Genomic DNA, 18,999 nt, shown 5'->3' on the forward strand with positions numbered 1-18,999 from the left:
TCTAACGCTATTTAGGCTGGAGGCAGGGGTCACAAATCTAAAAATTTAATTTGTGGCCTCTGAACCCAGACCAAACATTGTACATCCTTAACTGCTAGCTTGGAAATGAGATTTTAATAGTATTTTATGTTTTTGCCGAATATTGGGCTAACCACTGCTAAATTACTTATAAATAAACAGTTAGTTTTTAGTCTCTATATTTTTAAGAATCTCTTTAAACTTCTCTTGATCTTTTAGTTGCTGCATTTTAGGGTCAACTGCTAGCCAAATAATACGGTTATCTTTGTCTTGAAAAGCCTTTTCTAGATATTCAAAAGCCTTTTTATCTTTTCCTAATCCATAGTAAATTAGAAAAAAGTCAAATGCAGCAACATAACGCTTTTCAGATAGCTTTTCTAACTCTACTAAAAGATTTTCTGCTTCCTTATTTTGACCTGCTTTGGCGTAAGCATAGCCTAAGGCAGAAACAAATCGTAGATCTTCTTCAGTTAACTTGCTAGCTTTTTGAAATTCTAAAATTGCAGCAACATAATCCCCTTTTTGCAAATAAGTTTCTCCTAATCGAAAATGTGCTAAAGCAAAATTAGGTTCAAGATTTAATGTTTTGTTTAACTCTTCAATAGCTTTATCTTGTTGACCTGCTAAACTATAAGCTAAACCTAAATTAGTATTAATAATTAAAGAAATTGGATCTAGTTGTTCTGCCTGCTTTAATATTTCAATAGCTTCATTAAACCGCTTATTTGTTAGCAAATATAATCCATACCAATGATAAGCCGTGCTATAAGTTGGGTTAAGCTCAATTGCTCGCTTAAAAGCTTTTTCAGCTTCTTGAAATTGCCAAAAATAGTTTGTTAAACAATATCCTAAAGAAGCATAAGCATTTGCAAAATCAGGCTCTATTGCTAGTGCGTGTTTTGCTTCGGCTTGTGCTTTAGGAAAAGTGTTTTTTGGAAGTTCTAAGTTATAAGTTCCTAACAAATTATAGCAATCAGCTAGTCCAATATGTGCTAAAGCATAAGTAGGCTCTAAGTCTATTGCTTGCTTAAAATAATCTAATGCTAAATATACTTGTTTAGGTGTTCGTTTATTCCAAGCATATAAGCCTTGTAAGTAAAAACGATAAGCTTCTGTATTATGTGTAGTTTGTTTGGTGGAAATCACAGGCTTTCCAACTAAATGTTGGCTTAATTGCTGGGCAATATTTTCTGCTATCTCTTGTTGTAGCAAGGAAATATCTTTCATTTTGCGATGGTAAACTTTTTCCCCAAAGTTGATTATTATCTAATGTATCAATCAATTCTGTATGAATAGAAACATCTTCTCCTTGAACCTCTAAATGACTAAGCAATACTGCACGAACATTAAGTTGTTTGCCTAGCTCTTTTATATCTATATTTTTATTTTTATAAGTAAAAACCAGGTTGCGAGACTTTACTTTTAAGTGTGCAAGCTCGGAAATACTATTAATTAAAACTTCTGTGATACCATCGGATAAATATTCTAAATTGTTGTCTTTGCTCTTATTTGCAAATGGCATTACAGCAATAGAATCAATAACACTATTTGTTAGATTTACTGTTTTAGGCTGAGTAAAATAGTAATACCCCACAAGACTTAACACTAAAATAACTAAGCTAATTAAACCAACAAAACCAAAAGTTTTCTTATTATTTGTTAATCCAATGAAAACTATGCTCTTAGGTGTATTTACAACTGTACTTTGATTAATAACATTTTGATCAATACTGTGATTAGCTGTAGTTTTTTTTGTAGCTACTTTTTTAACATCTTCATTGATTGTATTAATTGTGTCATTGATTGTGTCATTACTTATTACGGTTGGAACTTCGCTAAGAATTTTTTGCGGCAAAGATGTTAGTTTACCTAACTTTACTTCCGCTAATAGGTTGGGATTTATTTCTAGTGATTGTTTCACTTTTTTTAGATCTGCTACTAGATCTTTTGCCGTTTGATACCGACTTGACAAGTCTTTTGAGAGGGTTTTATTAACAATTTGTACTAGCTCTATTGGTACTTTAGCATAAGTCAACAAATTAGGCACAGGTTGTTCAATAATAGAAACAAGTATATGACTAACCGTTTTACCTCTAAAAGGTGTTAAACCTGTAAGCATTTCATAGAGTACAATGCCTAAGCTAAATATATCTGTACGCTCATCTAGTTTTAATCCGCTAGCTTGTTCTGGAGACATATATTGAACAGTTCCCATTATCACGCCAGCATTTGTTTTTACAGTTTGCTCATCTGTATCTATTTTTTGTTTTTCAACAAGTTTTGCTAATCCAAAATCCAACACTTTGACATAGCCATCTGTTCGGATCATTATATTTTCTGGCTTAATATCTCGGTGAATAATCCCAGCTTTATGTGCAGCAAGCAAAGCATTAGCTGATTGAATAAAGATTTCTAGTAGTTCGCAAATATCTCCTGGATGGGCTTTCATATATTGGCGTAGGGTTTGACCTTCAATATATTCTGTAGCAATAAATTGTAACTCTTTATCTTCGCTACTAGGATTTGCTTCTGTATTAGCTACTAGCTTAGTTTCCCCTAAAGCATAAATAGTAATAATATTTGGATGGTTAAGCGCAGAAGCAGCACGGGCTTCTTGTTGAAAGCGTTGGATATTTTCTAAATTGCTAGCCATATCTGAGTTAATAACTTTTAATGCTACAACTCGATTTAATCGGCGATCTCGTGCTTTATAAACTTCACCCATTCCCCCAATACCTAGCAGGGAAATAATCTCATAAACATCTAAAATTGTGCCTGAAGCTAAAGCCATATTTTTAATCTAAATAAAATTAAGTAGCTAATTGTCGCAAAAAGCTTGAAAACTTAAAATCAACTTGTGCTTTGAATCTTAAATATTTCTTGGCTTAGACAATAAAAACCTTCTAAAAGTGGGCTTGAAACAACATCCCGACCAGATAAAATCTTTGCTAACTCTAATTTAGGAGTTTGATAGATTTCAATATTTTGTTGCTCTGGACACACTAGCCAATATTCTTTTACCCCATATTTTTGATAAATTTGCCGTTTTATTCTGCGATCTTTATGAGAACTCTCTAACGACACAGATAAAACTTCTATAACCAGTTCTGGAGCAGCACAAATCTGCTCTCCTGCTATAATTTCACCTCGCTTTAAGTTTGAAATATAAACAATGTCTGCTACTAAATAAGTAAAATCACTAAAAATTAATGCTGCACCAGGAATAACTTCCCCAACAGGATTTTGTGCCAAATATTTTCCTAGTAAAAAAAGTAGATTAAAAACGGTTCTTTGATGGCTTAAACCTGGCACAACTGACATAACTAATTCCCCTTCAATAAGTTGATAGCAAATACCATTTTCTGTAAGAAAACTTAAATCTAAAATGTTTAATAAAGGACTTATCCACATATTTTTTACACTAAAAGAAATTAAAAATTTCTTAGTGTAGACGGTTTTAATTATAAATTTTGCTAATCAAATTTACGGTTGTTAAAAAGACTTTTTATTTGCTTATTAGGCTATATGCTTATATCATTGCACACTTAGCAATAACCTAGTTCTAAATACGGATACTAAACTATAAAATTATAGATCTTTATGGAACTAAAAAATTTTGCTGATACAGAAATAAAACTTATACCTTAATACTTGCCTGAGATTACATATATGGAACTAAAAAATTTTGCTGATACAGAAATAAAACTTACACCTTTAGGGTTTGGTGCTGGACTAATAGGAGATGAAAATATTAGTGAAAAGCAAATAGAAACGCTATTAAATTCAATATTAGATTTGGGAATTAATTTTATAGACACAGCTAGAAGTTATGGTATTTCTGAAGAGAGAATAGGCAAATATCTTTCTAATAGAAGAAAAGAATTTATTCTATCAACAAAAATAGGCTATGGAGTAGAAGGATATAATGATTGGACAAGTGATTGTATAAGTGCAGGAATAGAACGAGCATTAAAGATATTAAAAACTGATTATATTGATATTGTTTATTTGCATTCTTGTCCAAAAGAAACATTAGAAAATACTGGTGTTATGGATGCGTTAATCAAAGCTGTAGATAAAGGAAAAGTAAGAATAGCTGGATATTCAGGAGAAAATGAAGCTTTAGATTATGCTATTGATACTAAACAATTTAAATCAGTTATGATGTCTGTAAATATTTGTGATCAAAGAGTAATAAAAACTGCAATTGCAAGAGCTAAAAAAGAAAAAATAGGTGTTATTGCTAAACGTCCTGTAGCTAATATTGCTTGGAATTATAAAGAAAGACCTATAGGCAATTATGCGGAAGAATATTGGTTAAGACTAAAAAAGATGAACTTAGATTTTGATATAGACTGGCTAGAATTAGCGTTAAGATTTACTGCTTTTATAGATGGGGTTGATAGTTGTGTTATAGGTACTACTAACCTATCTCATATTAAGCGAAATATTGAAATAATTGAAAAAGGCCCTTTACCTAACGAAATAGTTGTTAGCATCAAATCTGCTTTTAAGGCTAATGATGATAATTGGTTAGGTCAAATATAATAATAGCCGTTGCTTATTCTTTAAACCCATGCACTTTACTTAACTTAAATAATCTGGGAATTAGCATGTTTAGCTAAAGCTTTTATATCTAGTAAATTAATCTCTCGCCCCTCTAATTTAATCAAGCCATCTTGTTGTAGCCTGGTAAAACTTCGAGATACAACTTCTCTTACCGTCCCTACTCTAGCCGCAATTTGCTGATTAGTTAGCTTAAGTCTAAATTTAGCAGTATTATCAATTATTTTATTTTCCTGTGCTTCTGCTAAAAGTAATTCTGCAATTCGTTGGCTTACTTCTTTTAGAGACAAAGATTCTATAAGTGATGCACAGTAACGAAGACGTTTTGACAGAACTTTTAATGCTGCTAGCGCGATTTCTGGATGCTCTAGACAAAGTTGGTAAATATCTTGTTTATCAATAAATAACAGTTCACTAACTTCATCTGCTACAACTGTTGATGGATACTCTCCACCATCAAAAACAGGAATTTCTGCAAATGTTGCTCCTGCTCGCTCAATATGAATAACTTGTTCTCGTCCATCAACATTTGTTCGTAGTGCGCGAATTGCTCCACTAACTACAACATACATTCCTTGAGCAATCTGACCTTCTAAAAATATTACTTCTCCTGTATTAAAAAATTTTTCTATAGCTTTTTCGCTTAATTTGCTTAATGCCACGTCTGATAAGCTGCCAAATAATACAGTTTGTTTTATAGCTTTAATTTTATCCATAGAATTCTTAAAAGTTTTAATGGAAATTTTCGGAAAAATTCCGGCATTTTCTTTATTTATTAAGCTAGTTGTGACTTAAGTCAACGTCACCATCCAGATTTTATTTTAAGCTCAACGCTATAAAAACTTGAATTTGCAAAAAAACATTTTTTGGAGGTATTTATGATTGCTACAGCAACAAAAACTTTAAGTGATTATGCTAGCAATGTGCCTGGTGCAGTAGAAGTATTTGAAGAGTTTGGGCTTGATTACTGTTGTGGTGGCGGACGTATGTTAGATCAGGCTTGTAAAGAAATAGGTTTAACCGTTGATGAAGTTTTAACAAAAATAAGCCAAGCAGAAGAAAACAAAAAAGCTAAATCAGAGTTTATTGACTGGTCAAAAGAATCTCTTACCAATTTAGTTAATTATATTTTGACTACTCACCATATTTACACCAAACGAGAAATAGAACAACTTCCTAAATTGTTAACCAAAGTAATTATTGCTCATGCAGAAAACAATCCAGAGCTAAAAAAACTAGATCAAATTCTACAAGCTTTAGTAGACGATCTAAGCCAACATATGATGAAAGAAGAGCAAGTGTTATTTCCTTATATAACAGCCTTGGAAAAATCCAAAGCACAAAGCGAAAAATTACCCATCGCTTGTTTTGGTACTGTGCAAAATCCTATTAGAGTAATGATGTTTGAGCATGATACAGCAGGTGATTTATTAAGGAAAATGCGTCTAGTGACTAATGATTACATAATCCCTACAGATGTTTGTCCAAGTTTTCGCAGCCTTTACCAAAGATTGCAAGATTTGGAACAAGACTTGCACAAACACATTCACCTAGAAAACAACATACTTTTCCCACAAGTTATTGGGCTAGAAAGCAAAATTTTTAGCAAAGTTTAATAATAATTTTATTTATCTCTTAGCGGCTGTTTTAAGGTTAATTGCCCCCAAGTATTTTGCATAACCTGTTTTACTTCCAATAAAATAATTTGTCTTGCTTGGTAGGTAAATATGACAACGCTAAAAGTAGCTGTTCCACAAGAAAAATACCATCAAGAATTGATTTCTTGTCAAATGGCTTGTCCTGTTCATACAGATGCACGCGGTTATGTTAGAGCTATTGCAGAAGGACGTTTTGAGGAAGCTTATTTAATTGCTCGTGGGCCAAATCCTTTTGCTTCCATTTGTGGGCGAATTTGTGGCGCACCTTGTGAAGTAGCTTGTCGTCGGGGCCAAATTCCTCGCCTAGATGATGATGGTAATTTTGTAGCCTGGGATCGTCCTGTTTCCATCAGAGCCTTAAAACGTTTTGCTTGTGAACAAGCTGGAATAGACACTAACCCCACAGACACAGTTTTAGAAAACATTCGTTCTTATGTCCCTCAAATTGCTGGAAATATTGAAGAAATGAGCGCGTTTCTTCAAGCCAGCATTGCGGGGAAGCTAATAAAAGCTAATCAGGAAAAAATTGCAATTATTGGTGCTGGCCCAGCCGGACTTTCTGCTGCTCATGACTTGGCTTTAATGGGCTTTTCACCAACAGTTTTTGAGATTGAACCTGTTGCAGCAGGAATGCTAGCTGTTGGTGTACCAGCTTATAGATTACCTCGTGAATTAATTGCCCGCGAAGTGGCTTTAATTCAAGCACTTGGCGTTGAAATTCGTTGTAATACCACAGTAGGCAAAGATATTTCTTTTGCTGATTTGCGTCGGGATTTTGCAGCCGTGTTGATTGCTGTTGGTGCTAAGTCTTCTCGTAGCTTAAGTTTACCTGGTGAAGCAGGCCCAAGAGTTTATGGAGGCGTGGATTTATTAAGAGCCGTGTCTTTAGGCGAGTCTTTAGATTTAGGGCAAGATGTAATTGTTATTGGTGGTGGAAATGTTGCTTATGATGTTGCTCGCACTGTACTTAGACAAATTGCTTATGATACGGCTCGCACTGCAAAACGCTTAATGACTGTTTCTCAAGTTTGGCTAGTTTCCCTAGAAAGCTTAGAAGAAATGCCTGCCGATACCGTAGAAATCCTAGAAGGTGATGAAGAAGGCATCATTAGAATGAATGGCTGGGGCCCGCTAGAAATTAAGCGCGGTGATAATGGAGAGGTAAAAGGCGTAACTTTTAAGCGATGTTTACAGGTTTATGATGAAAATAAACGCTTTGCCCCAATCTTTGATGAAAAGATTCAACAAACTATTTCTTGTGATACTGTCCTTTTAGCTGTAGGGCAATACACTAATTTAACTTTCTTAAAAGATGGTGGCACAGACGTAGCAGAAAATCGTCCAGGCTGGCCCAAAGCCGACCCAGAAACTTTAGCTACCACCGCACCAGGTGTTTTTGTTGCAGGTGATCTAGCTCATGGAACAAGACTTTTAATTGAAGCAGTCGCTTCAGGCAAAAAAGCTGCTAGGTCAATTTATCAATATGTAACTGGTCGTAGCTTAACTGTAGAATCCACCACAGCACACATTGTTCAAGAACGATATCGCCGAGAAGCAGGTTATGAAACTATTCGCCGTACAGAAATTCCTGTAATTGAAGCAGAAGAACGGCTTAAACATCCAGAAACAGTAGTTGAAACAGGTTATAACCGTCAACAAGCTATGTGTGAAGCATCGCGCTGCTTAGATTGTGGTGTAACACCTGTTTTTGATGGTAATCGCTGTGTTTTATGTGGTGGTTGTGTTGATGTTTGCCCTACACAATGCTTAAAACTAGTCTCCCTATCGCAATTAGACCTTAGCCCAGATTTACAATCTGCAATTAATGAAAGTTTAGGTAATGATTCAAACCTAGATGAAAATACTGCAATTCTAAAAGATGAAGACCGCTGTATTCGCTGCGCTTTATGTGCAATGCGATGTCCAGCGGACGCTATCACTATGGAACGAGTAACTTTTTCAAACCTTTGGAGGTCGCAATGACAACTAGTTCTAATAGCTCTAAAAATCTTGAAACAAAACAATCTCGTTTAGATCCAGAACCAATTCCACGCCGAGACTTTCTTGGTTTATCAGCTTTAGCAGCGGCGGCTTCAACCTTATTTTTTGCTTTACTTGGAATGTTACGTTTACCAAAAACAGCCGTTTTGTCATCGCCTACCAAGCAATTTCCTGTTGTTTTGCCAGACTCACTTGCTTTAGGTGAAGCTTTTATCCCACCCGGACGAGCAGTAGCTTTATTTAAGGATGAAAAAGGTGTTCATGCAGTTTCTACTGTTTGCACTCACTTAGGTTGTGTTGTGAAAGCTAATCCAGAAGGGTTTGAATGTCCTTGTTATGGCTCTAAATTTCAAGCAGATGGAACTGTTACAAAAGGCCCTGCTCCAACTGCTTTACCTTGGTTAAAAGTTTCTCGCAATGGCGATAAATGGGTTGTTGATGAAGCAACTACAGTTGAAAAAGGCACAAAAGCAACATAAGCAAGGTTATTAGGTGATACTATGAGTACAACACCAGATAAAACAGGACTAACAGAGTTTTGGGATAACTTACGCGCTCTTCCAGAACGCTTGCGAAATGCTACTTTTAGAAGTGGCACTCCAAATACAGACCGCACTAGATCCACTTTTGTATTTGGTAATGTGTTTTTACATCTACATTCGGTTAGGACGCATCTTTGGAGCTTAAAATGGACTACAACAATGGGCTTAGGTATTGCTACAACAGCCGCTTTTTAATTACTTTAGTTACAGGCGTGTTGTTAATGTTTTATTACAAACCTTATCCAGATGTTGCTTATCAATCAATTAAAGACATTCATTTTGTTGTACCTACAGGCCAATTTATTAGAAATATTCATCGTTGGGCTGCAAATATAATGGTGTTAACGGTTATCTTGCATATGGCAAGGGCTTTTTATACTGCTTCATACCGTGCGCCACGTGAATTTAATTGGCTTATGGGCATTGCTTTACTAGCTATTACTTTAGGACTTTCTTTTACTGGTTATCTATTGCCTTGGGATCAATTAGCTTATTGGGCAATCACCATTGGTGCAAATATCGCTCAGTCGCCTAGAGAATTAACAGATGCTTTAAACATCACTCAATATTTTGACCCAGGCGGCTTAATTCGTTTGTTGTTGCTAGGGTCGGATACAGTTGGGCCAGAAGCGTTAATAAGGTTTTATTTGCTACACGTTATGATTTTGCCATTAATGCTAGGAATGCTAATGGGTGTGCATTTTTGGCGGATTCGCAAAGATGGCGGTTTGGCTCGTCCAGTTGATGCTGAAAGTCGTCTAGGACAACTCCCAACAAAAACTTATCCAGTATTTACTCAAGCTCCAGCTAAAACTTATCAATTAGCAACCATTGTTAAAGGGCGGACTGCGGCAGTAGGTCGCGGGCCAGAAACTACCGTCCCATCAATGCCACATCTTTTTTATGCTGAAATAGCAGTCTTAATGTTTACAGTTTTTCTTTGTGTCGCATTAGCCTTAATTTCTGACGCACCACTTAAAGAATTAGCTAATCCAGCCGTCCCAGAAAACCCTGCTAAAGCTCCTTGGTATTTTTTAGGTTTACAAGAGTTAGTATCTTTTTCTGCTTTTATGGGCGGAATTGGTGTTCCAACTATTGTAATGATTGGGCTTGGACTAATTCCTTTTTTAGATCGTGAAAAAACTGGCACTGGAGAATGGTTTGGCGGGCCCGGAGGTTGGTTGTTGGTTAAATGGTCAACAGTTTTTGGACTTGCTGCCCCAATTCTAATTGAAACAATTGCAATTAGGTTTGGTTGGATTCGAGAATGGTTTCCAAGCGCACCACAAATAATAGTTACTCTCATTAATCCAGCAACAATTTTAACTCTAATTTACGCGCTTTATTCTGTGTATTTAGTAAAGCGTTATAACTCCACTCGTGCAGGTGCTTTGGGCTTATTTACCTGCTTTTTATGTGGATTTTTAGTTTTAACCATTATTGGTACTTATTTTCGTGGGCCAAATTGGGTTTTCTATTGGTCGCCAGCAGATTGGCCGAAGCATTAATGTTGGAAATTTGAGTGAGGATAGAACGATGGACAAGAATAAACATCTACTTCTTTGGTCAAGTATTGCAGCATTAATAATGCTTGTTTTTGCTGCTAGCAAAGAAAATTTTTGGAAAGATTGGCAACAAATCCAAAAATCTGCCCATGCTGATGGTCAAACAATAGACGTTCGTTTACGTCAAATTGTTGTTCCAGAGCTTAAAATTACAGATCGTTGTGTTAGCTGTCATGTCTCTATGGCACCAGGTGAACAAGCAATGACTGGGCATGGTGCATTAGTGGCACATAAAAATGTAGTTCATGACCCAACTGTTTTTGGTTGTACTATTTGCCATTCAGGACAAGGACTTGCAACAACAAAAGAAGATGCTCATGGAACGGTGCATTTTTGGCCTGAACCTATGTTGCCAAAACAATTTAGCTATGCTGCTTGTGGAACGTGTCATACACCTTTAGCTATACCTAGCAGAGAAATACTTAACACCAACAAAACATTATTTGAACGCTATGATTGTTTAGCTTGTCATCGCCTAGACGGGCGAGGCGGGACAATTCGCCCTGATGGTGGAGGGATGGAAGGGCCAGACCTTTCCCGCGTTGGAATTAAAGGTTATGACTTTGGCTGGTATGAAAAACATGCTCAAAAACACCAGCAAGCAGAAACTCCTGCTTGGAAAAACTCTTTTGGCTTAATCAATGAAAACGATTTATCAGGAATAAATAGCTTTTTAGCTACTCGTATTGGCGCACCTAAACTTGTAGAAGCTAAAGCATTATTTAATTCTTTAGGCTGTTTAGGCTGTCATAAAGTTAGCGGGGTTGGTAGTGATTCAGGGCCAGACCTCTCCCTAAGCGGTTATAGAGATCCTGGACAACTAGATTTTAGCAATGTGTCAGGCAGTCGCACTTTATCTAATTGGTTAGCTGAACATTTTCGCTCGCCTGTGGCCTTGGTTGCTGGTTCGCAAATGCCTGCAATGGGATTAACTGAGGATGAAATAGAACTCTTAACAATGTATGTGCTTTCGCTACGTCGTCGAGAAGTTCCAAGCAATTTTTTCCCTAGAGATCACTCAAAAGTAGTTCAGTTTGGGGAAAGAGAATTTGCTAAGGATGGAGCAACGATTTATGGCACGTTTTGTGCTAGCTGTCATGGGCAGAAAGGCGAAGGAATGCGCTATGCTGGCACACAAGCTTTTCCTGCTATTGCTAATCCAGACTTTTTAGCTGCTGCGTCAGATGAATTTTTAACTACTAGCATTAGCAAAGGCCGTGCAGGGCGACGAATGCCAGCTTGGGAAGGTGCTAGTGGGTTAAAACCCTCAGAAATTAAAGCAGTAGTTGAACATTTACGCAAGTTGGGAGCTACAAACTTTATTGCTGAAGCTACTGCGCCACGTTGGGCTAATGGGGATGTAAAACTAGGGGCAAAACTTTATAAAGCAAGCTGTTCTGGTTGTCATGGCGCAGATGGACAAGGTGGAGAGATGGCCAGCATTAAATAACAAAACTTTTCTTGATACTGCAACAGATACATTTTTAATCCAAACCATTAGCAAAGGCCGTCGCACTACATCAATGCCTAGCTTTGAACAGCCGTCAACTGTCAGCCCAGCTTTATCTCAAAAAGAAATAGAGTCAATTGTTACGCACATTCGCACATGGAAAGGAAAATAGGTTATGAAAAAAGAAATTTCTCGCCGGGACTTTCTAAAAACTGTTAGTGCTGCTGGTTTTGGTGCTTTAGTCGCTTCAAGTGCAGGTGCTTGGGGACTAGAAAAAATTACTAACCCGCTAGCTAGTTATCCAGATCGCGGTTGGGAAAAAGTTTACCGTGATTTATGGAAACATGACTCTAAATTTACTTTCCTGTGCGCTCCAAATGATACTCATAACTGTATCTTAAATGCTTATGTCCGTTCTGGTGTAGTGACTCGCATTGGGCCAACTATGCGTTATGGTGAAGCGGCTGATTTAGCAGGCAATAAAACTAGCCATCGTTGGGATCCTCGCGTTTGCCAAAAAGGTTTAGCTCTAACACGTCGCTTTTATGGAGATCGTCGGGTTAATCAATGTATGGTGAGAGCAGGCTTCAAACGCTGGTATGAAGCAGGCTTTCCACGTGGTGAAGATGGACTACCTCCACGCGAATATTTCCAACGCGCTCGTGATGAATGGGTCAGACTTTCGCATGATGAAACAGCTAAAATTGTTGCAGCAGCATTAAAAAATATTGCTGAAAATTACACTGGAGAAGTAGGAAAACAACGCTTAAAAGCACAACATTATGATGAAGCTACCATTGAAGCTACTCAAGGTGTAGGAACTCAAGTCTTAAAGTTTCGTGGTGGAATGCCGCTTTTAGGTATAACAAGAGTTTTTGGTATGTATCGCATGGCTAATTCTATGGCTTTGTTAGATTCTGCTATCCGTAAAGTTGGCCCAGATAAAGCTGTAGGCGGCAAAGGTTTTGATAATTATTCTTGGCATACCGATTTACCGCCAGGTCATCCAATGGTGACAGGTCAACAAACCGTAGAGTTTGACCTTTGCGCCGTTGAACAAGCTAAAACCTTAGTGGTTTGGGGTATGAATTGGATTACTACAAAAATGCCTGATGCCCATTGGTTAACAGAGGCTCGGATGAAAGGCACAAGAATTGTAGTAATTGCTTGTGAATATTCAGCAACTGCTACAAAGGGCGATGATGTATTAGTTGTAAGACCTGGCACTACTCCAGCCTTAGCTCTAGGTTTTGCTAATGTAATTATGAAAGAAAAGCTCTATGACCTGGATTATGTGCGTCAATGGACTGACCTTCCTATTTTAGTAAGAATGGATAGTTTGAAATATTTACGTGCAGAAGAAGTTTTTGGACAAGGAATTAGTCCATTAACCAACCAAACTAGAGTATTAAAAGAGGGAGAAAAAGAGCCTCCTGCCGGGCAACAAAGCGAGATGTTAATCTCTGAAAAAATGCGTAATGAATGGGGTGATTATGTATGGTGGGATCAAACTAGCAACAGCCCTAAATTAGTCACTCGTGACCAAGTTGGCAAACAATCTAAAATTGGCGAAGCACTTTTAGAAGGCTCAATTGAAGTAACTTTAGCTGATGGTAAAAAAGTTCGCTGTCGTCCAGTTTTTGATTTAGTCAAAGAATATGCAGCACATTTTGACCCTAAAACAACGGAAGAACTAACCTGGGCCCCTGCTACGGCGGTTGAATCTCTAGCACGTCTTTTTGCTAAAGAACCTGGCACAACGCTTTTTGCAATTGGAATGGGGCCAAACCAATTTTTTAATAATGACAATAAAGACCGGGATATTTTCCTTTTAGCAGCATTAACGGGCAATGTAGGAAAAATTGCTGGTAATGTAGGTTCTTATGCTGGAAATTATCGAGTTTCTTTGTTTAATGGCTCACCTCAATATATCAACGAAGACCCATTTAACATTGAGCTAGACGAAACAAAACCCGCACAAGTAAAACAATATTGGCGAGCAGAATCAGCCCATTACTACAATCATGAAGATCACCCGCTAAGAGTTGGAAATAAGCTTTTAACAGGTAAAACGCATATTCCAACCCCTACCAAATCACTTTGGTTTGCTAATGCTAATTCTATTTTGGGTAATGTCAAATGGCATTACAACACGGTTGTTAATGTACTACCAAGAATAGAAATGATTGCCGTCCAAGAATGGTGGTGGTCAACTTCTTGTGAATGGGCAGATGTGGTTTTTGGTGTAGATAATTGGGCAGAACTTAAACATCCTGACATGACGGCTTCGGTGACTAATCCATTCTTACAAATATTTCCAGATACGCCATTAGAAAGAGCATTTAACACAATTGGAGATATTGAAGTTTTAGCTTTAGTAGCTTCTAAATTAGCAGAATTAACTAAAGACACTCGCTTTAATGATTACTGGAAATTTGTCAGAGAAAACAAAACTTCAGTTTATTTACAAAGAATTTTAGATAATTCAACAAATACCAAGGGCTATCAAATAGCAGACTTGATAGCCAAAGCTAAAGAAGGCATACCAGCAATAATGAATAGCCGAACGACTCCAAAAGTTGTTGGTTATGAGCAAATTACAGACTCTCGGCCTTGGTATACTAAAAGTGGTAGACTTGAATCATACCGGGAAGAAGATGAATTTATTGAAGCAGGTGAAAACTTACCAGTTCACCGCGAGCCAGTAGATTCAACCTTTTATGAGCCTAATGTAATTGTTGCACCAAAACATGAAGCTATTCGTGCAGCAGGCCCAGAAAGTTATGGAGTAAAACGCGATGATTTGTCTTGTGAAACACGTTGCGGGCGAAATGTAGTTTTAACTTGGGCTGAGACAAAACAAACTAAACATCCATTAGCCAAAGACGGCTTTAAGTTTGTTTTCCACACACCAAAATATAGACATGGCTCACATACTACGCCAATAGATACAGATATGGTAGCAGTGCTATTTGGCCCGTTTGGTGATTTATATCGTCGTGACAAGCGTAGTCCATTTGTTACAGAAGGTTACGTTGATATTAATCCAGCAGATGCACGCGAACTTGGCGTTGAAGATGGTGATTATATTTGGATTGACCCAGACCCAGAAGACCGCCCATTCCGAGGCTGGCAAAAAAACTCTAAAGATTATGCTTTTGCTCGCTTGCTTTGTCGCGCTCGTTACTACCCTGGCACACCAAGGGGTGTAACTCGTATGTGGTTTAATATGTATGCAGCAACGCCAGGTTCACAAAAAGGACAAAAAGAGCGTGCCGATGGACTAGCAAAAAATCCCGCAACCAACTATCAAGCAATGTTTCGCTCAGGTTCTCATCAATCAGCTACAAGGGGCTGGTTAAAGCCTACTTGGATGACAGACTCACTTGTAAGAAAAGGTTTATTTGGACAGGGAATTGGCAAAGGATTTTTGCCAGATGTCCATTGTCCAACAGGCGCACCACGTGAAGCAGTAGTAAAAATAACTCGCGCCGAAGCAGGCGGAATTAATGGGCAAAAACTCTGGCGACCAGCGGCTTTAGGCATTCGCCCGCGTTATGAGTCCGAAGCAATGAAAAAATATCTAGCAGGAGAATTTATTAATAAGGAGAAATAGCTATGGCACGCGTTTACAATTGGCAATTAGGCCGGGAAATGTCTTATTGGTATCCAGAAAGCCGCCCAGAAAAACAATTTGCAGCCGTTTTTGACATTAATAAATGTATTGCTTGTCAAACCTGTACTCTAGCTTGCAAAACTACTTGGACATCTGGCCGAGGGCAAGAATATATGCTCTGGAATAATGTAGAAACCAAACCTTATGGTTTTTATCCATTAGCTTGGGATATTAATTTGCTTAACTCGCTAGATGGACAAAAATGGGAAAATAACGTTTACCAAGGGCAAACCGTTTTTGAAGCAGCACCAGAAGGGGAAAGGGTGCTAGGTTGGCGACCACAAGAAGAAGATTATGCCTATCCAAATGTTGGAGAAGATGATTGTGCAGGCCAAGTTGATGGTGGGGCTAGTTTATCTTTAACTCATACTATGGCTTGGTTTTACTACCTTGCACGTATTTGTAACCATTGCACTTATCCAGCATGTTTAGCATCTTGTCCTAGAGGTTCAATTTATAAACGTCCCGAAGATGGAATTGTGCTAGTTGACCAAGATCGTTGTCGGGGCTACCAAGAATGTGTCAAGGGATGTCCTTATAAAAAAGTATTTTTTAACCCGATGACAGGCACATCAGAAAAATGTATTGCTTGTTTTCCAAAAATTGAACAAGGCATTCAACCACAATGTTTTGTTAATTGTATTGGTAAAATTCGTTTAGCTGGCTGGCTTTCTAAACCAGAAGATGCAAAACCAGAAAACCCATTAGATTATCTAGTACATATTAGAAAAATTGCTCTACCACTATTTCCACAATTTGGACTAGAACCAAATATTTATTACATTCCGCCAATTCACACCCCGCCAGCTTTTCTAAGACAGATGTTTGGCCCTGGTGTAGACGAGGCAATTAAACAATATCGCAATATGCCAAATGACCCTGATTTAGCTGGACTTTTAGCCCTTTTTGGTTCAACTGAATTTATTGTTCCTCGTTGGAAACGTGTTGGTGATTGGATAATGGGAATGAATGAAAAAGGTGCAGAGCTAATTAAAGTGCCAATGCGCGAACTTGTTCAAATTCGTGGAGCTTATGATGCTAAATATGGAGTTGCACGGGTTAATTGTCCTTAATGGTTCTTAAAACTAGGAGCATATTTTATGAATAGCGCGAAAAGATATTTATCAATTTTAATGATACTAATGATTTTAGTAGTGCTAAGTTGTCGTAGTGGTGAAGGGCCAATAACACCAGAGGTTGTAATTATACCAAGCACAAATATTCCTTTAGATCCTAATGATGCTGTTTGGAAAACTGCACCACGTCATATAGCAAAACTTGTACTTCAAGATTTAGTAGAACCGAGACTCTTAAAAGCTTCAACACCAGAAGTAGAGGTAAGAGCCGTTTCAAATGGTAGTGAAGTAGCGTTTCGTTTAGCATGGTTGGATGAAGTAAAAAATGATTTACCTGGGCCAGCTAAATTTATTGATGGTTGTGCTATTCAAATACCTAGCAAAATAGAAGCTAACGTACCAGATCCGCAAATGGGCCAGGCTAATAAATCTGTAGAAATAACTTTTTGGCGGGCAGATTGGCAAGCAATAGTAAATGGACGTAAGGACTCTATTAAGGAACTTTACCCTAATGCAGCAGTGGATCATTATCCTTTTGAAGCTAAACCATTAGAAAAAGACGCTACAGCACAATCAGAAATGGCAAAACGTTATGCTCCTGCTCGTGCTTTAGGCAATAATCGACAAGGCCCAAGAGATTCTGCCGTAGAAGAATTAATTGCCGAGGGCCCAGGCTCACTTTCTCCAGCCACCACCCCAACAGGGGCAAAAGGAAAAGGCATTTATCAAGATAAAATTAAAGGGTGGTCAGTAGTAATTCTTAGACAACTGCCAAAAGAATTATCTCCTAGCAAACGTTCCCAAATAGCTTTTGCTATTTGGGAAGGTGGAAAAGGTGAAGTTGGAGCAAGAAAAATGCGTTCAGGCTGGATTCCGCTTTTAATGAAAGCAGAAGGAGAATTAAGTAAAAATGCACACTAAAGAACGAGAGTTATTACAACAAGCAGCAGAATGGCGATTAATAGGACTACTTTTTGAGTGTCCTAAAAGTGATTGGCTAGAGCAAGTTACTAATCTAGCTAAAGAAATTCAAGATCCAAACTTAAAACTTGCTGTTCAAGCAGCAGAAATAGAAGCTAATGAAGGGCTTTACCACTCGGTTTTAGGCCCAGGCGGGCCCGCTCCAGCACGCGAAATTAGCTATAATAGCTGGGCCGAACCTGGGCGGATGATGTCAGAGTTAACTAGCTACTACAAAGCCTTTTCTTTTCAACCAGTTACTAATGAAGTTGCTGATCATATTTCATTAGAAGCTAACTTTATAAGCTATTTACGATTAAAAGAGGCTTATGCAATTGCTTGTGATGCTATGGAAGAAGCAAAAATCACGGCTGAAGCCTCAGAAAAATTTATTGCTGAACACTTAAATACAATTGCAGAACCACTAGTTAATATACTAGTGGATTTAGACGTAGAATACTTAAAAAATGCTGGACAAGCTTTGTTAATGAGGGTTGGACAAGTTAAACATAAGTCATTGCCAGTTTTTGATAATTTTTCTGAAATAGATGAGTGCCAATTTTCTTGTGAAGAAGCTTAAAGCTAAGTAAAGTAACTAATTAGTTGGAGAAAATTTTATAAAAAGTATCCATTTAACTTGCTAATTTCCTTATATCCATTCTTTTACAGGCGCACATTTTGCAGGTAAAATGCTTTAGAATAATAAAAAATAATTGTTTAGCTCGCCATTTTTAAGGAGTGGATAAAAATTGAGTGCCACAAAAAATAACATATTAGCACAAGGTTTTCGCCAAGTTCGTGAATTGATGGGCATTTCTCAACCTGCCTATGCAAGGCTTTTTGATGCTGAACGAGCTTTAGTTCAAGAACTAGAAGAAGGCCGGCTTCCTGCTGTTTTAGACCAACGCTTACTTAAGTTTATGCTACTAGTTTTTACACTTAATCGCAAAGGAGATTTTATTGCTGCTCTAATACAAGAAATTCGTAACTCTTATGGTCTAGATTATATTTTTTCTAAACCATTTCCTTTGCTTGAGTTATATAAACAAGTTTTAGACACAGATATTAATAATTGGCCTTGGATTGTTGACTCTGTGCGGTTTCGCTGTAGAGCAATTGAGCGTAAACGCTTAGGTGGATTTGTTATGCTTTGGGGTGAAAAGGGAGTTCATGAACGTTTGCTAGAAGTATTTCCTAATCAAGTTTCTGCTTTTATGAGTTTTATTGATAACCGAACTATAATTGTTGTTCCTTCAATTTACTTGTTTTTAGATATCAACACAGCAAAATCAAATAATCCTTTAGTTAAAAGCTTGGAATTAAAGCTAGAACGACGTGAAACCATAGGGTTAGCTTTGCCAAAAGAATTACCTACTGCTCAAACAATGGACACAATAGCTTGGGAAAAAATGCGCTTATTTGCTTATTCACAAGATGCTATTTTGTTAAAAGAAGCTTCTTATCACTAAAAAATTTTATTAAATATT

Annotated in this window: 17 protein-coding genes; 13 read left to right on the forward strand and 4 right to left on the reverse strand. The window is 37.4% G+C overall.

The window, feature by feature from the left end; genetic code table 11:
• Positions 1 to 180: 180 nt before the first annotated feature.
• From IPK14_06090 to IPK14_06100, 3 genes are read right to left on the reverse strand one after another with little or no spacing between them, the layout of a single operon-like run.
• Positions 181 to 1,164 (reverse strand): tetratricopeptide repeat protein, encoded by a 984-nt coding sequence (locus IPK14_06090; protein ID MBK7992992.1) that lies wholly within the window; start codon positions 1,162 to 1,164, stop codon positions 181 to 183.
• Entirely contained in the window at positions 1,136 to 2,809 is a 1,674-nt protein-coding gene (locus IPK14_06095) for a protein kinase (GenBank protein ID MBK7992993.1), read from the reverse strand. Before IPK14_06095 ends, IPK14_06090 begins: the two co-directional genes overlap by 29 nt.
• A 59-nt stretch (positions 2,810 to 2,868) precedes the next feature.
• Positions 2,869 to 3,429 (reverse strand): Uma2 family endonuclease, encoded by a 561-nt coding sequence (locus IPK14_06100; GenBank protein ID MBK7992994.1) that lies wholly within the window; start codon positions 3,427 to 3,429, stop codon positions 2,869 to 2,871.
• Positions 3,430 to 3,687: 258 nt separating this feature from the next.
• Here IPK14_06100 and IPK14_06105 point away from each other — a divergent pair, with 258 nt between their 5' ends.
• Entirely contained in the window at positions 3,688 to 4,566 is an 879-nt protein-coding gene (locus tag IPK14_06105; GenBank protein MBK7992995.1) for an aldo/keto reductase, read from the forward strand.
• Between the two features lie 44 nt (positions 4,567 to 4,610).
• On the opposite strand, the gene IPK14_06110 is transcribed toward IPK14_06105, so the two are convergent.
• Positions 4,611 to 5,300 (reverse strand): Crp/Fnr family transcriptional regulator, encoded by a 690-nt coding sequence (locus IPK14_06110; GenBank protein ID MBK7992996.1) that lies wholly within the window; start codon positions 5,298 to 5,300, stop codon positions 4,611 to 4,613.
• A gap of 162 nt (positions 5,301 to 5,462) precedes the next feature.
• Between IPK14_06110 and ric the strand changes: the two genes are divergently transcribed.
• From ric to IPK14_06170, 12 genes are all read left to right on the forward strand, one after another.
• Entirely contained in the window at positions 5,463 to 6,200 is a 738-nt protein-coding gene (gene ric / locus IPK14_06115; protein MBK7992997.1) for an iron-sulfur cluster repair di-iron protein, read from the forward strand.
• A 111-nt stretch (positions 6,201 to 6,311) separates the two neighbouring features.
• The gene (locus tag IPK14_06120) at positions 6,312 to 8,225 is read left to right on the forward strand and encodes an FAD-dependent oxidoreductase (protein ID MBK7992998.1); all 1,914 of its coding nucleotides are present in this window, start codon (positions 6,312 to 6,314) and stop codon (positions 8,223 to 8,225) included.
• Positions 8,222 to 8,722 (forward strand): Rieske 2Fe-2S domain-containing protein, encoded by a 501-nt coding sequence (locus tag IPK14_06125; GenBank protein ID MBK7992999.1) that lies wholly within the window; start codon positions 8,222 to 8,224, stop codon positions 8,720 to 8,722. Before IPK14_06120 ends, IPK14_06125 begins: the two co-directional genes overlap by 4 nt.
• Before the next feature lie 21 nt (positions 8,723 to 8,743).
• Positions 8,744 to 8,980 carry a hypothetical protein gene (locus tag IPK14_06130; protein ID MBK7993000.1) on the forward strand — a complete coding sequence of 79 codons (237 nt, stop codon included), beginning with the start codon at positions 8,744 to 8,746 and terminating at the stop codon, positions 8,978 to 8,980.
• Positions 8,932 to 10,293: a cytochrome b N-terminal domain-containing protein gene (locus IPK14_06135; protein MBK7993001.1), complete on the forward strand. Its 1,362-nt coding sequence runs from the start codon at positions 8,932 to 8,934 to the stop codon at positions 10,291 to 10,293. The genes IPK14_06130 and IPK14_06135 overlap by 49 nt, the downstream gene beginning before the upstream one ends.
• A 28-nt stretch (positions 10,294 to 10,321) precedes the next feature.
• Positions 10,322 to 11,800 (forward strand): c-type cytochrome, encoded by a 1,479-nt coding sequence (locus IPK14_06140; GenBank protein ID MBK7993002.1) that lies wholly within the window; start codon positions 10,322 to 10,324, stop codon positions 11,798 to 11,800.
• On the forward strand, positions 11,775 to 11,972 hold the full coding sequence (locus IPK14_06145; GenBank protein ID MBK7993003.1) for a hypothetical protein: 198 nt from the start codon (positions 11,775 to 11,777) through the stop codon (positions 11,970 to 11,972). Before IPK14_06140 ends, IPK14_06145 begins: the two co-directional genes overlap by 26 nt.
• A 3-nt stretch (positions 11,973 to 11,975) precedes the next feature.
• On the forward strand, positions 11,976 to 15,416 hold the full coding sequence (locus IPK14_06150; protein MBK7993004.1) for a molybdopterin-dependent oxidoreductase: 3,441 nt from the start codon (positions 11,976 to 11,978) through the stop codon (positions 15,414 to 15,416).
• 2 nt (positions 15,417 to 15,418) lie between these two features.
• Positions 15,419 to 16,549, forward strand: a complete 1,131-nt coding sequence (locus tag IPK14_06155) for a dehydrogenase (protein MBK7993005.1) — start codon at positions 15,419 to 15,421, stop codon at positions 16,547 to 16,549.
• 27 nt (positions 16,550 to 16,576) lie between these two features.
• Positions 16,577 to 17,473, forward strand: coding sequence for a hypothetical protein (locus IPK14_06160; protein ID MBK7993006.1), 897 nt, complete (start codon positions 16,577 to 16,579; stop codon positions 17,471 to 17,473).
• Positions 17,463 to 18,092: a molecular chaperone TorD family protein gene (locus IPK14_06165; GenBank protein ID MBK7993007.1), complete on the forward strand. Its 630-nt coding sequence runs from the start codon at positions 17,463 to 17,465 to the stop codon at positions 18,090 to 18,092. The genes IPK14_06160 and IPK14_06165 overlap by 11 nt, the downstream gene beginning before the upstream one ends.
• A 169-nt stretch (positions 18,093 to 18,261) precedes the next feature.
• Positions 18,262 to 18,981: a hypothetical protein gene (locus IPK14_06170; GenBank protein MBK7993008.1), complete on the forward strand. Its 720-nt coding sequence runs from the start codon at positions 18,262 to 18,264 to the stop codon at positions 18,979 to 18,981.
• The last annotated feature ends 18 nt before the right edge of the window (positions 18,982 to 18,999 follow it).

This window comes from Blastocatellia bacterium (genome assembly GCA_016713405.1).
In the GTDB taxonomy this organism is placed as follows: domain Bacteria; phylum Acidobacteriota; class Blastocatellia; order Chloracidobacteriales; family JADJPF01; genus JADJPF01.

Coding starts and splice junctions, on each gene's coding strand:
- IPK14_06095 (MBK7992993.1), bottom strand. CDS start 2,809: ATGGCTTTAGCTTCAGGCACAATTTTAGATGTTTATGAGATTATTTCC.
- ric (MBK7992997.1), top strand. CDS start 5,463: ATGATTGCTACAGCAACAAAAACTTTAAGTGATTATGCTAGCAATGTG.
- IPK14_06140 (MBK7993002.1), top strand. CDS start 10,322: ATGGACAAGAATAAACATCTACTTCTTTGGTCAAGTATTGCAGCATTA.
- IPK14_06155 (MBK7993005.1), top strand. CDS start 15,419: ATGGCACGCGTTTACAATTGGCAATTAGGCCGGGAAATGTCTTATTGG.
- IPK14_06110 (MBK7992996.1), bottom strand. CDS start 5,300: ATGGATAAAATTAAAGCTATAAAACAAACTGTATTATTTGGCAGCTTA.
- IPK14_06150 (MBK7993004.1), top strand. CDS start 11,976: ATGAAAAAAGAAATTTCTCGCCGGGACTTTCTAAAAACTGTTAGTGCT.
- IPK14_06105 (MBK7992995.1), top strand. CDS start 3,688: ATGGAACTAAAAAATTTTGCTGATACAGAAATAAAACTTACACCTTTA.
- IPK14_06120 (MBK7992998.1), top strand. CDS start 6,312: ATGACAACGCTAAAAGTAGCTGTTCCACAAGAAAAATACCATCAAGAA.
- IPK14_06135 (MBK7993001.1), top strand. CDS start 8,932: ATGGACTACAACAATGGGCTTAGGTATTGCTACAACAGCCGCTTTTTA.
- IPK14_06165 (MBK7993007.1), top strand. CDS start 17,463: ATGCACACTAAAGAACGAGAGTTATTACAACAAGCAGCAGAATGGCGA.
- IPK14_06125 (MBK7992999.1), top strand. CDS start 8,222: ATGACAACTAGTTCTAATAGCTCTAAAAATCTTGAAACAAAACAATCT.
- IPK14_06160 (MBK7993006.1), top strand. CDS start 16,577: ATGAATAGCGCGAAAAGATATTTATCAATTTTAATGATACTAATGATT.
- IPK14_06130 (MBK7993000.1), top strand. CDS start 8,744: ATGAGTACAACACCAGATAAAACAGGACTAACAGAGTTTTGGGATAAC.
- IPK14_06100 (MBK7992994.1), bottom strand. CDS start 3,429: ATGTGGATAAGTCCTTTATTAAACATTTTAGATTTAAGTTTTCTTACA.